This is a genomic window from Rubricoccus marinus (assembly GCF_002257665.1).
In the GTDB taxonomy this organism is placed as follows: Bacteria; Bacteroidota; Rhodothermia; order Rhodothermales; family Rubricoccaceae; genus Rubricoccus; species Rubricoccus marinus.
Window position 1 is genome coordinate 3,834,888 of record NZ_MQWB01000001.1, and the last position, 14,908, is coordinate 3,849,795.

Annotated in this window: 14 protein-coding genes; 12 read left to right on the forward strand and 2 right to left on the reverse strand. The window is 69.6% G+C overall.

Translation table 11 applies throughout. The features are described 5' to 3' along the window. Positions 1-20: 20 nt before the first annotated feature. From BSZ36_RS16290 to BSZ36_RS16315, 7 genes are all read left to right on the forward strand, one after another. Positions 21-1,940 (forward strand): hypothetical protein, encoded by a 1,920-nt coding sequence (locus BSZ36_RS16290; RefSeq protein ID WP_143536939.1) that lies wholly within the window; start codon positions 21-23, stop codon positions 1,938-1,940. Between the two features lie 402 nt (positions 1,941-2,342). Further along, positions 2,343-2,477, forward strand: coding sequence for a hypothetical protein (locus tag BSZ36_RS20070; protein WP_281253160.1), 135 nt, complete (start codon positions 2,343-2,345; stop codon positions 2,475-2,477). Next, on the forward strand, positions 2,477-3,115 hold the full coding sequence (locus BSZ36_RS16295) for a class I SAM-dependent methyltransferase (protein WP_094550871.1): 639 nt from the start codon (positions 2,477-2,479) through the stop codon (positions 3,113-3,115). Before BSZ36_RS20070 ends, BSZ36_RS16295 begins: the two co-directional genes overlap by 1 nt. A 91-nt stretch (positions 3,116-3,206) precedes the next feature. Then, the gene (locus BSZ36_RS16300) at positions 3,207-3,695 is read left to right on the forward strand and encodes a VOC family protein (RefSeq protein ID WP_094550873.1); all 489 of its coding nucleotides are present in this window, start codon (positions 3,207-3,209) and stop codon (positions 3,693-3,695) included. Positions 3,696-3,781: 86 nt separating this feature from the next. Further along, complete coding sequence (locus tag BSZ36_RS16305; protein ID WP_094550876.1) at positions 3,782-4,321, forward strand: toxin-antitoxin system YwqK family antitoxin; 540 nt, start codon at positions 3,782-3,784, stop codon at positions 4,319-4,321. Positions 4,322-4,422: 101 nt separating this feature from the next. Further along, on the forward strand, positions 4,423-5,262 hold the full coding sequence (locus tag BSZ36_RS16310) for an SDR family oxidoreductase (RefSeq protein ID WP_094550878.1): 840 nt from the start codon (positions 4,423-4,425) through the stop codon (positions 5,260-5,262). A gap of 366 nt (positions 5,263-5,628) precedes the next feature. Further along, complete coding sequence (locus BSZ36_RS16315; protein ID WP_094550880.1) at positions 5,629-6,204, forward strand: hypothetical protein; 576 nt, start codon at positions 5,629-5,631, stop codon at positions 6,202-6,204. Between the two features lie 58 nt (positions 6,205-6,262). On the opposite strand, the gene ruvB is transcribed toward BSZ36_RS16315, so the two are convergent. Next, positions 6,263-7,297 (reverse strand): Holliday junction branch migration DNA helicase RuvB, encoded by a 1,035-nt coding sequence (gene ruvB / locus BSZ36_RS16320; RefSeq protein ID WP_094550882.1) that lies wholly within the window; start codon positions 7,295-7,297, stop codon positions 6,263-6,265. A gap of 233 nt (positions 7,298-7,530) precedes the next feature. On the opposite strand from ruvB, the gene BSZ36_RS16325 reads away from it, so the two are divergent. The 5 genes from BSZ36_RS16325 (at position 7,531) to BSZ36_RS16350 (ending at position 14,045) form a co-directional block, all read left to right on the forward strand. After that, entirely contained in the window at positions 7,531-8,220 is a 690-nt protein-coding gene (locus tag BSZ36_RS16325) for a DUF3109 family protein (protein ID WP_094550884.1), read from the forward strand. A gap of 59 nt (positions 8,221-8,279) precedes the next feature. After that, entirely contained in the window at positions 8,280-9,737 is a 1,458-nt protein-coding gene (rpoN, locus tag BSZ36_RS16330; RefSeq protein ID WP_094550886.1) for an RNA polymerase factor sigma-54, read from the forward strand. Positions 9,738-10,111: 374 nt separating this feature from the next. Then, complete coding sequence (locus BSZ36_RS16335) at positions 10,112-10,507, forward strand: hypothetical protein (protein ID WP_094550888.1); 396 nt, start codon at positions 10,112-10,114, stop codon at positions 10,505-10,507. Between the two features lie 55 nt (positions 10,508-10,562). Continuing rightward, positions 10,563-13,211, forward strand: a complete 2,649-nt coding sequence (locus BSZ36_RS16340) for a ligand-binding sensor domain-containing protein (protein ID WP_094550890.1) — start codon at positions 10,563-10,565, stop codon at positions 13,209-13,211. A 324-nt stretch (positions 13,212-13,535) separates the two neighbouring features. Then, positions 13,536-14,045, forward strand: coding sequence for a transposase (locus BSZ36_RS16350; RefSeq protein WP_094550893.1), 510 nt, complete (start codon positions 13,536-13,538; stop codon positions 14,043-14,045). Between the two features lie 70 nt (positions 14,046-14,115). On the opposite strand, the gene BSZ36_RS16355 is transcribed toward BSZ36_RS16350, so the two are convergent. Continuing rightward, positions 14,116-14,871 (reverse strand): sulfotransferase-like domain-containing protein, encoded by a 756-nt coding sequence (locus BSZ36_RS16355; RefSeq protein ID WP_094550895.1) that lies wholly within the window; start codon positions 14,869-14,871, stop codon positions 14,116-14,118. Positions 14,872-14,908 lie beyond the last annotated feature (37 nt).

Here is a 14,908-nt window from a genome sequence, read left to right on the forward strand (position 1 = left end):
GAGAATACCTCCCCTACACCATGAGCGACCCCGACAGCACGCCCCGCCCTGAAGGTGCGCCCCCCCGTTTCCTCCCGGCCCTGGATTACATCCCGGACCCAATGCAGGAGGAGACGGCGGTCGGCGACCCCGAGGACGACACCTCTCCGCAGGGGAGGCGCGGTCGCGACCTCTTCCGCTCGGGCCTCCGTATCCCGCTCGCGGCGCTCGCCTTCTTGGGCGCCGTCGCGCTTGTCGGCACGCTCGTCGCCAGAGGCGACGTGGCCGCGCAGAAGGCGCCGGACAGCCCGGCGTCGGCTGCGGCTCCTGCTGCTCCGCCGATTGCCGCTGGCGAGGCGTACGCCTTCCGCCAGTTGGACATCCACCCGGATCGGATGCACGGCAAGTACTTCGCCGGCGCGTTCCTCACCGACGCCTCGCCAGAGGCCGCGGCCGAAGGCGACATGATGTCGGACTTCCGCTGGCGCTTGGAGATGTTCCGCAAGGCCTATGGCGTGGACGACAACTTTACCATCCGCGCCTATGACGGCCGCAACGGCCGCGAGCTGGACGCCGTGACGCTGACCGGCATGCGCAACGCGTACCGCGCCTCAGGCAGCGTGAACTGGGATGAGGTCAACCGCGCCCGCCGTACCGCGACCACCGAGCTTCGCCAGAAGCTTCAGGCCGCAGGCATCCCGCGCAAGGACATCGTGATCCGCTGGGGCTACAAGGACAACTCCCTGGAAGCGCGCTCGCGTGACAACCACTTCGTGGAGTACGAGGCGCAACTCGCACGTCGGCTGGGCCTGAGCCTACTCACGACCGAGATCGGCACCGTGGAGACGTTCAACCAGGACCACCTCATCTCCAGCGCGGGCGCCCGCTCCCGTTACCAGATGATGCCGGACATCCTGAGCATGTTCAACGTGGAGCGCTACAACGTGCCTCTGGCGGGCGGTGGCTCGGTGGGCGTGGCTGAAGAGTTGCACCCGCTGCTCTCGATGGAGCCGGCGCTGATGCTCGTCCGCGCGTATTCCAACGCCGTCGGGCACGAGTTGCCGGGCATCTCGGCCTACCACGCCGGTGTCGCGAACATCCACAAGCTGTACCGCGAGTACCTCCGCGCCAATCCTCTGGCGGTGCGCTCCAACCTTCACGTCTCGGACGCCTACATGTGGGGCATCACCGACGGCTTCGAGAAGGTGGACGCCGTGTCCAGCTTTGGTCCGCACTCTCGCATCTACGTTCTTAAGGCTTACGGCGCCCTCCGCGCAACGGAGGATCAGGTCATCGATCCCTCGGAGACCGCTCGCGTTGAGCGCGTGCAGGTCCGCGCCGGTGAGCGCGTAACGCTGGAGCGCATCCTTGCGGCCCTGGAGTCCGTGGATCAGCGCCTGGACTGGAGCTACGCCGATGGCGACACCGCCTACGAGCGCTTCCGCCAGCTCAACCCGCACATCAAGCTCCCGATGGCGCCCGGGACCTCTGGCGTTCCCGACCGCGGCAACCTCGTCTTGACGTCCGCTGCGGGCGGCGAGCCCATCCGCTTTTTCCTCCCGGCAGGAGCCGTGGAGGCGATGAAGCGCACCGGTCTCGACGTGATCGGCGAGATGACGTCGTTCGACGAGGACACCTTTGTTCTCGACCCGAGCGAGGTCACCCCGACCGACCGCGAGTACCAGGCGCTCGTAGACGACATCGGCCAGTTCGGCTTCACGCGCGCCAACAAGGCCCGTCTGGAGACGCTGTACAGCAGCATGAACGCGCTCGCGCGGCAGAACCCGGACAGCCGCTACCGCCAGACGCAGTCCAAGATCATCGGCATCCACCGGATGTTCTGGCGCACCAGCGCTTTCGAAAGCCTGGTCAGCACGCGCGAGAACCTGCTCTCCATCAACCCGCTGGATCTGCGCAACGACAGCCTCGCCAGCGGCCCGCTGCCCGCGCCGATCTTCTAGCTCTGGCGCCCTCCCAATCCCGCCGCCCCCGTCAGCCTCTGGCGGGGGCGGTTTTTTGTGCGCCAGAGGCCGAGTACAGGGTGCCGGCGCGTTCTCGGCCCCGCCACCGGCCTCTGGCGCGTGAGTCATCGCGTACGGCTGGGGTGGCCAAAGCGGGAGCAGGCTCAGGCGTTCGAAAACCGGTACTACCGGGGGCGCGGTGTGGACTGTGAAGGTCGCCAGAGGCCGGCGTGACCCTTGCGAGAAGGCGTCTTTTCAGGCGAAACCGGGACTATCTAGGGCGGTTCGTCAAGCACTTGTTCCAACACGCTTCGTAGGAGGTCGGCGCTTTCGAAGCCCGCGAACCGGCCGATACCTCGGGACCGCTTCGCGCGGCTCGGTTGACCTCCTCCCTCCACAGTCATGTCTCGCGACTTCGCACCCGACCCCGACGCGGTCTCGGTGTTCTCTACGATCTACTGGCCCGGCGTCCTGACGCTTCTCGGCGTGGCCGCCGTCGTCCTCGTGCCCCTACTCGGAGCCCTGCTTCTGGCGTAGTGCCGGACGCGCTCGGCACGCCCGCCACCCCGTTCTGGGACGCGCGCTACGCCGAGGAGGCGTACGCCTACGGGACCGCTCCCAACGCGTGGCTCGCCTCTCAGGCGAGCCATTTACCCGCCAGCGGCCGCGCTCTCGTGCCTGCCTCTGGCGAAGGCCGCGACGCGGTCTGGCTCGCCGAGCAAGGTCTAACGGTTACGGCCGTGGATCTCTCGGCTGCCGGGTTGGCCAAGACGCACCGCCTGGCTGACGCCAGAGGCGTCGACGTGGCGACGGTCCACGCAGACCTCAGGACGTGGGACTGGCCTCTGGCGGAGGTCGATGTCGTCGCGCTCAGCTTTGTGCACGTGGAGCCGCACGTCCGGAGCGACTTGCACCGACGGGCGCTGGCAGCGCTGAAACCAGGCGGTCTCGTGGTTGTGGAAGGCTTCCACATCGGGCAACTCGTCTACCGCGCCGTGCATGGCTCGGGCGGTCCCGGCCGCGCCGACATGCTGTTCACCGCCGATCTCCTGCGCGCCGACTTCGAGGGCGCCGACGTGCTCGCGCTGGAAGAGACCGAGACCACGTTGCGCGAAGGCGCGTACCACGACGGCCTCGCGAAAGTCGTCCGCGGCGTGTTCAGGAAACGCGCCTGAGCCTTTGGCGCCCGTGGAACCCGCCGCCGAGCCCGCCCGTCGGCGTGGGGAATCACTGCGGCCTCTGGCGCCAGAGGCCTGCCCACCGCATATGCCCGCCCGCCTCGGACACCTCCGTCTCAATGTCGCCGACCTCGACCGCATGGCGCAGTTCTACTGCGACGCGCTCGGCCTGAGCGTCCGCGAACGCGCAACGGACGAGGAGAGCCACTACGCGTTTCTGACAGACACCCAGCCGATCCCCGGGGGCGCGCAGGACGGGATGCACCACCGGCTCGTGCTGCGTCAATCGCGAGAGGCCTCTGGCGAGCCGTTGGCGGAGTCCACGCGCCTGGACCATTTCGCGTGGGAGGTGGACAGCGAGGCCGAGCTTCTCGCGTTTGTAGAACGCCTGCGCGAGATGGGCTGCGAGACGGACCTGCAAGAAGCGCAGATCGCGTGGCAGTGCTACTTCCACGACCCCGAGGGCAACAAGCTGGAGGTCTACACCGACCGCCGCAAGAGGCCAGGCGGAAACCCGCTCTGGCAAGGACAGCAGGAAAACCTGACGCTCAAGCGGCTCCGCGAAGCCGGAGGCTGATCGGTCTGGGGAGACGAGCGCGCCAGAGGCCTCTGGCGTGAGGCGCGCAGGGCTGTACGTTGTGGCACCACTCCACATCGGCCCTCATGCGCTCCGTGTTCTTTGTCCTCCTCTTCGCGCTTGCCGCTGCGCCAGAGGCTCAGGACGTTCGCGGTATTCCTTCCCAGCTTCCCGTCGTGCAGGAGGCCAGCGTGACGAGCGAGAACGGCGTGGTAGCGGATGCCGCCACGGGCGAGCCCATTACGGCGCAGGTTGTAGGCACGCACGAGAACGGAGCGCCGCGCATCCGCTACACCGTTGTCGAGGGGTTGGTGGAGGGCGTGTGGGTGGAGTGGTACGCCTCTGGCGTGCCGCGGTACATCGGGGAATGGGCAGGCGGCAAGGGCGTGTGGACGTACTTCCACGAAACCGGTGCGATCCGCGAGCGCTCGCGCGTCACCGCGGACGTGTGGCACGGCATCAGCGAGGGGTGGCACCCGAACGGTGCCCGTGCGTGGTCCGGGCGCTTTGAGCAGGGCGAGAAAGAGGGCGCATGGCACACGTGGCGCAAGGACGGCGCCGTCGAGGCGATCGAGACGTACGAGGGCGGCACGGTGGTCGAGATCGAAGTCCAGATCGGGATGTAAGCACCGGGCGCCAGAGGCCCGCCCCTCCGCGCGCCGAGCGCCGGAGGGGGAACCGAGTGCGCTGTCCGGTCTACCTTGCCGCACCTTCTCTCGCACCTCCTATGTCCGACGCCCCGCTCGCAGGCAAAACCATTTTCATCACTGGCGGCAGCCGCGGCATCGGCGAGGCCATCGCGGTCCGCGCGGCGCAGGACGGCGCGAACGTGGCCGTGGCTGCCAAGACATCGGAGCCGCATCCCAAGCTGCCAGGCACGATCCACACCGCCGTCGAGAAGATCGAGGAGGCGGGCGGCAAGGGCCTCGCGATCCAGATGGACGCCCGCGACGATGAGCGCGTCGCCGAGGCCATCGCGCAGACCGCCGAGCACTTCGGCGGCATCGACATCGTGATCAACAACGCGAGCGCCATCTTCCTCGCGTCCACGGAGGCGACGCCGATGAAGCGCTACGACCTCATGATGAGCGTCAACGTGCGCGCCACGTTTGCCGTCACCCAGGCGGCGCTCCCGCACCTGAAGGAAAGCGCGAAGGCGGGCCGGGGGCCGCACATCCTCACGCTCTCGCCGCCGCTGGACATGGACCCGAAGTGGTTCGCGAGCCACCTCCCGTACACCATGTCCAAGTTCGGCATGTCCATGTGCGTGCTGGGCTGGGCGCGCGAGTTCAAAGAGATCGGCATCGGCGCCAACGCGCTCTGGCCCAAGACCACCATCGCGACGGCTGCGGTCAAAAACCTCCTCGGCGGTCAGGACATGATCGAGGCCAGCCGCACGCCGGATATTGTCGCCAACGCCGCGCATTGGATCCTCAGCCAAGACCCTCGCGGCACGACGGGCCACTTCTTCCTGGACGAGGAGGTTCTCCGCATGGCGGGCGAAACCCAGTTCGACCAGTACGCGGTCACCCCCGGCGCGGAGCTGATGCCGGACCTGTTCCTGTAGAGGCACGGGCTGATCAGATGTGCCCGGCGTCGGCAACCCCCGGGCCTCTGGCGCCAGAGGCCCGTTCCGCGTGCTGCGGAGATGGCGTACACGGCACGCCGAGGCCCACTTTGTAAAGGAGCTTTAGAGGCTAGGAAGGGCAGGAACACGGCGGTGTCACCCCTCCGTAGGAGCTTCCGTGCCCGGCTGGCCTCTGGCGCCACGCCAGCGGCGGTCTTGGCTGGCGCTGGCGTGGCGTGAAGGGCTTCGCGTCAGCAGCCTGCCGCGCGCCTTCTGAGGCTCCCGTTTTCCGGCGAGCGAGAGCGCTTCGAGGCTACCGGGTCCGTCGTCCTGTTTACCACCCGCGGTGCCCACCGCCGCCTCCACGTGCTCCCGACTCCAGACATCTCGCCCAACAAGACGTACCTCCGAAGCGCGCTCCTCGGTGGCGGCATCGCAGCCGCGGTCTCGCTCGGCGCCGGCACCATCGTGGGCGTCACGAGCGGGGTCGATGTCCGTCTGCTCCTCGAAGCCTCCATGCCGACGGTGCGCTTCCTGGCCTCGGCGGTGGTGACCGCCTCCGCGACGACGCTCGCGCTCATCCTCACGCTTCTCGGCTTGAGCGCGAACACGGACCTAGACGTGGACCCCGGATTCTACCGCCGCCTCTGGCGGATCGCGCAGGTCGATGTCGCTACGTTTGTCGGCTCCATCGTGCTGCTGGTAATGCTCGTGATCCCGTTCGGGGAAGAGGCCGGGCTTTCCTCCACGTTCTACACCGTCGCGTACTACACCCTCGCAACGGCGTCCGCGCTCACGTCCGGGCTCCTCGTCGCGGTCGTCCTCGGCCTGTACAACGCGGCGACGGACCTCATCGAGACGTGCTGGCTGGACGGCGACGCCATCCTGGCGAAAGACGCCGAGGAGGAGGCCGAAGAAGCGGCGGATCGGGTGGAGGCCTAGCGTTCGGGCGGAGCGGCGGCCTCTGGCGCCAGAGGCCGCGCGCAGCGTTCGCCAGAGGCTAGTCCAGCATCCCGTCGAAGAGGTCGGTGTCTTTGAGCGGCGGCACCAGGTCGAAGTGGTCGTACGCGCGGCGCATGGCGACGCGTCCGCGCGGTGTGCGCGCCATAAAGCCCTCCTGGATGAGGTACGGCTCGTAGACCTCCTCGATGGTCCCCGGGTCCTCGCCCACAGCGACGGCGATGGTGCTCACGCCGACCGGGCCGCCCTCGAACTTCTCCATGAGCGCGAGCAGTACGCGGGCGTCCATGTCGTCCAGGCCGGCCTCGTCCACGTCGAGCGCGTCCAGTGCGTGGCTCGCGAGGGCGGGCGTTACACGGCCGTCGCCGTCTACCTCGGCGAAGTCCCGCGTACGGCGGAGCAGCTTGTTCGCGATACGCGGCGTCCCGCGGGAGCGCCGCGCGATCTCGTACGCGCCGTCCTCGGTGATCTCCACGCCCAGAAGCTCGGCGCTGCGGAGCACGATCTTCTGCAGGAGGTCCGCCGTGTAGTAGTCGTACCGGAAGTCGATGCCAAAGCGGGCGCGGAGCGGAGCCGTCAGGAGCCCCTTGCGCGTCGTTGCGCCGACAAGCGTGAAGGGCGGCAACGAGATCCGTACGCTTCTGGCGCTCGGCCCGGAGTCGATCAGGATGTCGATCGCGTAGTCCTCCATCGCGGAATACAGGTACTCCTCCACGACGGGCGAGAGCCGGTGGATCTCGTCGATGAACAGCACGTCGCCCTCTTCCAGGTTGGTGAGCAATCCCGCGATGCTCGCCGGCTTGTCCAGCGCCGGCCCGCTCGTCGTCTTGATGGCCGCCCCCATCTCCTCGGCCACGATGTGCGCGAGCGTCGTCTTGCCGAGTCCGGGCGGGCCGGAAAGGATGACGTGGTCCAGCGCCTCGCCGCGCTGGAGCGCGGCCGTCACGAACACGCGGAGGTTGTCCTTGATCTTTTTCTGCCCGATGAACTCGTCGAGCGCGCGGGGGCGGAGAGCGGTTTCGAAGTCGGCGTCGCGCGCGGTGGCGTCGATGGGGCCTCTGGCGGGGGTGTCCATGTGTGCGGGAGTGGTTTACGCCCAAGGTACGCGGCGGGTGTGACAGGGCGTGTCATGCCACCGGCTGGAGGGCCGCCTGGGAGCGAAGGCCACAGGCCTCTGGCGCCAGAGGCTCCGCGTTTCCGGCGGCGCCCGAGCCGCCGGGCTCGTGATCCCCTGGAACTGCCCCGCGCGACGGGCTTTCCGAGGCGCCCCCCGTTGACTCCGCCGGGGGGTGTCTCTACGTTGGCGCCATGTTTGCTGTAGACCACGTCCTCGTCTCCGACGCGCTGCTCGACGCGCCCTTTTGCTGCTCGCTGACCGCGTGCAAAGGCAGCTGCTGCGTGGAGGGCGACCGCGGCGCGCCGCTTCTTCCGGAGGAGCGCGCCGAGCTGGAACGCGCGCTGCCCATCGTCGGCCCGCGGCTGCGCAAGGAAGCGCACGACGTGATCGGCAAGGAGGGCGTGTGGGAGGGCAACGAGCGCGAGGGCTACGCGACGACGACCGTCGCGGGGAAGGAGTGCGTGTTCGTCGTCTTCCGCAAGGGCACAGCCGTGTGCGGTATCCAGGAGGCGTACGCCGAGGGCAAGCTGGACTGGGAGAAGCCGATCTCGTGCCACCTCTACCCGGTCCGCGTGGAGGCCTACGGCGAAGGCGAGAGCCGCGTGGAGGTGCTCAACTACGAGCAGATCGAGATGTGCACCCCCGGGATTCCCCACGGCCGCCGCCTGGGGCTCCAACTCGCCGACTTCCTCTCGCGGCCTCTGGCGCGCCGCTACGGCGACGACTGGCTGGCGCGCTTTAAAGCCACGCTCCAAGAGCGGCGGGAGCTTCTCGGCATCGGTCCTACAGACAGCCCGCCCGCGGCGGGCGATCCTGCCTCTGGCGGCGACCGCAGCGCCGGCGCTCCAGGCGGCCGTCACTCCGCGTCCACGGAACCTTAAGCCGACGGCTGCGACGACGATACCCCCGACCCCTCTTTCTCCTCCCGCCCCGCGCGGACATGCTCAACCTCCACCAAAAGCAGTCGCTCCAGCAAAAGCTGTCGCCGCAGCAGATCCAGTACATCAAGCTGCTGCAACTGCCCACGCTCGCGCTGGAGCAGCGCATCAAGGCGGAGCTGGAGAGCAACCCGCTCTTGGAGGAGGGCATGGAAGAGGAGGACGACCTCAACCTGGACACGCCAGAGGCCGAGCGCGACGACGCGCCCGACGAGAAGCAGCAGGACGATGAGTTCGACTGGGACGAGTTCCTCAACGCGCCCGACGACCTCTACGGCTACAAGGCCGCGCCGGACAACGAGGAGGACGACCGCGAGGCGCCCATGCCGGACCTCTCGTCCATGGCCGAAAGCCTGCGCGAGCAGGTGGGCCTGCTGGACTTCGACGAGACCGAAGAGCTGATCGCGGATCAGATCATCGGCTCCATTGACGAGGACGGCTACCTGCGGCGCCCGGTCGAGTCGATCCTGGACGACGTGATGTTCAACTTCGGCGTGATGCTGACCGAGGCCGACGTGGAGCGCGTGCTCTCGCGGATCCAACGTTTGGAGCCCGTCGGCATCGCCGCGCGGGACCTGCGCGAGTGCCTGCTGGTGCAGCTGGACATGATGCCGAACGACGTGGACGGCCGCGAGAACGCCTACGACTTGGTGCACGACTGCTACAAGGCGTTCACCATGAAGCACTTCGACCAGATCCAGCGCAAGCTGGGCATCGACGAGTACGACTTGAAGGAGGCGTACGACCTGGTGCGGAGCCTGGACCCGAAGCCCGGCGAGGGCGACTTCGCGGCCCAGACCAACTACATCACGCCGGACTACACCGTGGTCCGCGACGATGAGGGCTTCCGCATCTCGCTCAATGGCCGGAACGCCCCGGAGCTGCGCGTCAACGCGCACTACCGGAACATGTGGAACGACCTCTCGGCCAAGAAGAAGCGCGGCGACAAGGCCGCGACCGAGACCAAGAACTTCCTCAAGACGCGCATGGAGAGTGCGCGGTGGTTTATCAACTCCATCCAGCAGCGCCGCAACACGATGCTGAAAGTGATGGAGGCCATCGTGCAGATCCAGGAGCCGTTTTTCGAGCACGGCGCAGGCCACTTGCGCCCGATGATTCTCAAGGACATCGCGGAGATTATCCACATGGACATCTCGACGGTCTCCCGCGTGGTCAACGGCAAGTACGTGCAGACAGAGTGGGGCGTGTTCGAGCTCAAGCACTTCTTCTCCGAAGGCATCGAGACCGACACCGGCGAGGAGGTCAGCAACAAGGAGGTCAAGGCCGCCCTGGAGCGCATCATCTCGGACGAGGACAAGACGAAGCCCTGGAGCGACCAGAAGCTGGCGGACCTGCTGGCGGAGAAGGGGTACCCCATCGCGCGCCGGACCGTAACGAAGTACCGCGAGCAGGCCAACATCCCGGTCGCGAGGCTGCGCCGCCAGATCGTGCTCGCGTAGGCGCGGGCGAGGTGGGAAGGGGGCAGCAGCGAGTGAGCAGCGGCAGGGGAGGCCTCTGGCGCCAGAGGCCCGGCGTTCGGGGCCGGCGCTGGGTCGGGGCGCTGCGCTTCGGGTGGACCCCGCTTTGCTCCCCTTCGGTCGCAAAGCTGTCCCCCTGATTCAGGGGGACAATCCAAGTCCAGTCTCTGGCGAGACACCGAGCCAACGCGGTCCGGGATGCGTGCTTGGTGTCCACTGTCCCTCTCTCCGAGGGGAACAGAAAAACCGCCGTCGCAGGCGTGTTTTTCAGGGGGTGCGTTCAGGATGCCGCAGCTTTCCGCCCAGAGCCTCTGGCGCCAGAGGCTGTATTCTGGGGCAGATCCCCCCGCACATCCGTGAAGCTGTTCGCCGCCGTCCTCTTCCTCGCCGCCGCGCTCGTCGCCTGCGACATCGGCCCGCCCGCGACGGCGCCGCCGAGCACCGGCGGCGGCCCGCAGACCCGCGTGGTCCGCCTCACGCTCGACCCCGATACCGTGGCGGTGGGGGACACGACGCTGATCCACGTCGTCATCACGGACAGCCTCGACACGAGCTTCCGTTACCTCTGGGGGATGCCGTACACGCTCCCCGTCGAGGGGCGTTCGGACGGGCCGAAGGTCCGCTTCATCGCTCCGCGCACCTCCGACGTGCCCGGCCGCGTGAGCAGCGCAGGAGCCAGCGTCCGCATCACGAACGACGCGCCGGGCACGCGGAGCGTGGTGTACTCCTTCAGCATCCCGATCCGGAACTGAGCCTCTGGCGCCAGAGGCCTGAGCCGCCGCATCCGCGCACCGGCTACCTTCGGGCGTGACCGTCCGCGCGCTCCTGCTCCTCGCCCTCCTCGCCGCCTCTGGCGCGAGCGCCCAGCCCGGCGCGCGCTTCGACCGGCTCGGGACGGAGGACGGCCTCTCGCAGAGCATCGTCAACGCCGTCGTGCAGGACCGGCAGGGCTACCTGTGGTTCGGGACCGAGGACGGGCTGAACCGCTACGACGGCGCCCGCTTCGCCGCCTACCGCTACGTGCCGGACGACAGCACCGCGCTGCCCGGCAACCGCGTCACGGCCCTCGCCGAGGACGCGGGCGGCACGCTTTGGGTCGGGACGACGGACGGCCTCGCGCGGCTGAACCGCCGGACCGAGACGTTCTCCATCGCGCCCGGCGCGCCGGGCGACCTGGACGGCGCCTGTGGCCGCGAGGTCACCGCGCTCGCAGGGGGCGCCGACGGCACGCTCTGGACCGCGACGCGCAACGGCGGGCTGTGCACCCGCGATGCCGCCTCTGGCGCCTTCGAGCCCGTCCGCGTCCGGCCCATCCCGGAAAACCAGCCGGGCGCGCTCGCCCTTTTCCGCGACGCCAGAGGCTCGCTCTGGGCGCACCTCACCGGCATCGGCACGGACGGCGCGGCGGGCGTCTGCCGCATCGACGAGGCCACGCGGACGTGCGAGGCCATGGCCGTCTCGTGGACGCGCGCGGTCCCGGGCGCCAGAGGCGTCGCGTTCGGAGACACGCCCGAGGGGCTCGCGCTCTACACCGAAGACGGCGGCACGTGGACGCGCGCCGAGGTCTGGCCCGGCGTGCGCATGAGCGGCGGCTCGCGCAACGCGATCGCCACGAGCGGGAGCGTGTGGATCGCGACCGAGGCCGACGGCATCCTGGAGGTGGACCCGGAAACCGGCGAGTCCCGCTTCTACCGCCCCGACCCCGCCGACCCGCGCAGCCTGCCCTCCGCGACCGTCCGCACGTTCTACCGCGACGCGCAGGGCTCGGTCTGGATCGGGACCGCGCTGGGCCTCGGCCGCTGGCGCCCGCCGGAGACCGGCGCGTTCCAGGTCGTCGAGCGAGGCCCCGGCGGGCTGGCCTCTGGCGCTAACGGCATCCACCAGTCCCGCGATGGGTTGGTGTGGATCGCGACGAACGACGGACTGCACAAGCTGAACCGCGAGACCGGCGAGGTCACCGTCTACCGCCGCGACGGCGCCCCGGGCGAGGCCTTCCCGAGCGCCTTCTGGTGGGTCTACGAGGACGCCGCGGGCACGCTCTGGGTGGGCGGCAAGCGCCAGGGGCTGTTCCGCTTCGATCCCGCAAGCGGCCAGTTCGCGCGCGAGGCCGGCTTCAACGGCGCGCTCTTCGGCGGCTCCGACGCGCCGAGCGTACCCATCCGCTACGTGATGCAGGACCGCCAGAGGCGTCTCTGGGTCGGCGCGAGCGATGGCCTGGCCGTGCGCCCCGAGGTGACCGGCGAGTGGCGGGGCTTCACGGCCTCTGGCGACGGGCTGCCGTCCACGCACACCAACGTCGCGTTCGAGGACAGCACGGGCCAGATGTGGGTCGGGACCGACGGCGGCTTGTGCCGCTTCGCGCCCGGCGTGCTGGGCGAGATCCGCGCGCTGGACTGCTTCCGCCACGTCCCGGGCGACTCCACCAGCCTCGGTGCCGACATCGTGTGGACGGTCGCCGAGGACGCCAGGGGCTCGCTCTGGGCCGGGACCGTCGGCGGCGGCCTCGCGAAGTTCGACGCCGAGGCCGAGACGTGGCGCCGCGTGACCACCGCCGACGGCCTGCCCAACAACACCATCTACGGCCTCCTCGCCGACGGCAACGGCCGCCTCTGGATGACGACCAACGCGGGCCTCGCGAGCCTGGACGTGGCCTCTGGCGCCGTCTCGGTCTACACCGTCGCGGACGGCCTCGCGAGCAACGAGTTCGACTTCATGGCCTACCACCGCGGCCGCGACGGCACGATGTACGTCGGCGGCCCGCACGGGCTGACGTACTTCCACCCGGACCGCCTCGCGCCGACCGGCGAGATCGCGCCCGTCGTCATCTCCGGCGTCCGCGCCGGCGACGTGGCGCAGCCTGGCCTCGTCGAGTCCGGCGACCGCCTCCGCGTAGGGCACGACGAGAACTTCCTCCGCTTCGAGTTCGCGAGCCTGGATTTCCGCAACCCGGAGCAGAACCGCTACGAGTACCGCCTGCGCGGCTACGAGGCGGACTGGCGCGAGACGAACGGCCGCCAGCCTTTCGCGGTCTACACCCGCGTTCCGCCGGGCGAGTACGTGTTCGAGGTGCGCGGCGCCAACCGCGACGGCGTGTTCAACCCGGAGCCTGTGGAAGTGGCCGTGACGGTTGTGCCCGCGTGGTGGCAGGTGCGGTGGCTGCAGATGCTGGCCGCGCTTCTCGCGGTCTCGGGCCTCGCGGCTGCCGCCGTGCGGATCCACCGCGGCCGCCTGCGCCGCGAGCGCTTGGAGCATCTCCGCCAGAGGCGCCGCGTGGCCCACCACTTGCACACCGGCCCCGTCCCCGCGCTCCGCCGCGTCGGCGACGACCTGGACGCGCTGGCCTCTGGCGACGACAACCACCCCGCGCGCGCCGTCCGCGTCACGGTCACCGAGGTGGCCGACGGACTGGTGACGGTCGTGGAGGAACTCGGCCCGCCCGAGTGGGACGGGCCATAACTCCGTAGGGGCGAGGCTCGCCTCGCCCACCGACCGACCGCGATGGCTTGCTCCTGCGCCTCTGGCGCCAGAGGCGGGGCCGGACGGCGGCGGGGGCCGGACGGCGGCGGGAACGGACGGTGTACCGGGAACGGGCGGTGGACCCGGAACGGGCGGTGGACCCGGAACGGGCGGTGGACCCGGAACGGGCGGTGGACCCGGAACGGGCGGTGGACCCGGAACGGGCGAGGCAAGCCTCGCCCCTACGGTGGGATGGGTGGTGGGTGGAGCGTTAGGCGGGGATCGGTGTCGTGTCTATGACGGCAGATTTGCCCAGCCAGACGCATGCGCCAGCGCCGGTCCGTCCGCCTCCGAGAGCATACGTACGCCGACGGGACTTACTTCGTGACCGTCTGCTGCCACGGCCGCCAGAGGCTATTCGGAGAGGTGGCCTCTGGCGAGATGGTCCGATCCGAACTGGGCGATCTCGCGCACGACGAGTGGGAGCGGACGTGCCAGAGGTACGAGCACCTGCACGCAGATCTGTTCGTCGTGATGCCGGATCACGTCCACATGCTGCTCGCTCTTTTGCCCTCCCGTCTTCCGCCTCTGGCGCCAGAGACGCGTCGGACCCCGCTGCCTGGGACGCTGGGGGCCGTGATCGGCCAGTACAAATCCGCAGTGTCCCGGCACGCTCAGAGGCTCTACCTGACGACTCGCGTCTGGCAACGCGGGTACTACGACCGCGTGGTCCGTTCTGACCGGGAGGCCGAGAACATCCGCCGGTACATCGCTGAGAACCCGATGCGGTGGGACGCTCTAGACCCAGGGCGCCGCGACGGGCACCGCCTGTAGGGGCGAGGCTCGCCTCGCCCGCAGCCTTGTCCCACCTAACCGCCGCGCCCCCCGCCTCTGGCGCCAGAGGCTACCCGATCTGGAACGCCGCCAGGCGTTCGTACAACGGCCGCGCGGCCTCCAGAACCGGCGCCAGAGGCTCAGGCACGACGGCCTCGCGCTCGGCCTCTGGCGGCTCGAAGCCCGTCGTTTCGTAGAGGCGCTCGTACCAGATCGGCCCCCAGACGCCGTCGGTCGCGCGCGGGCCGGGCGCCCAGCGGAGCATGGCCGAGTCCCACGGCACGCCGATCGCGGCGCAAAGCGCGCGGAGTGAGGGCTCAGGCGCGGCGCGGACGGCGCGGCCATCGAGGACCGGCGGCGCGTGGCCCAGACGGTCGGTGGTGCGCTCGAACAACTCGACCTGCTGTGGCAGGCCGGTGTCCTCCAGCCGTGCGTCCGGGAGCACCTTCGCGAGCGAGGCCAGCATCGCGGCGGGCTCGCGGATGAGGAACGCGTGGCGGAAGCCGTCCAGCCACGCGCGGCCCATGTGCGGGAGGAGGTGGTGCGCCATGTGCTTCTGCACCCAGAGCGCGGGGGCGTCGTCCGAGGCCTCTGGCGCCAGAGGCGCGGGGCCCGTCAGGTGCTCGGCGACGGTTTCCCAGTCCGTCGGTTGAGAAGCCAGGATCGCGGCGCGGCCGGGGTGCTCCTTGCCCGTCGCCGCGAGGTACGCCGCGTAGAGCGGCTCGTCGGTCACGGCGGTATCGGCGCGGCTGCCCCAGGCGCGGAGCAGCGCCGTCGAGATGTTTCGCGGGCCGCTCCAGATGGCGATGCGGACGGGGTCGGACAACGCGGGCGGGGTGGGTGCGCCCGGAGGCTACCCACGG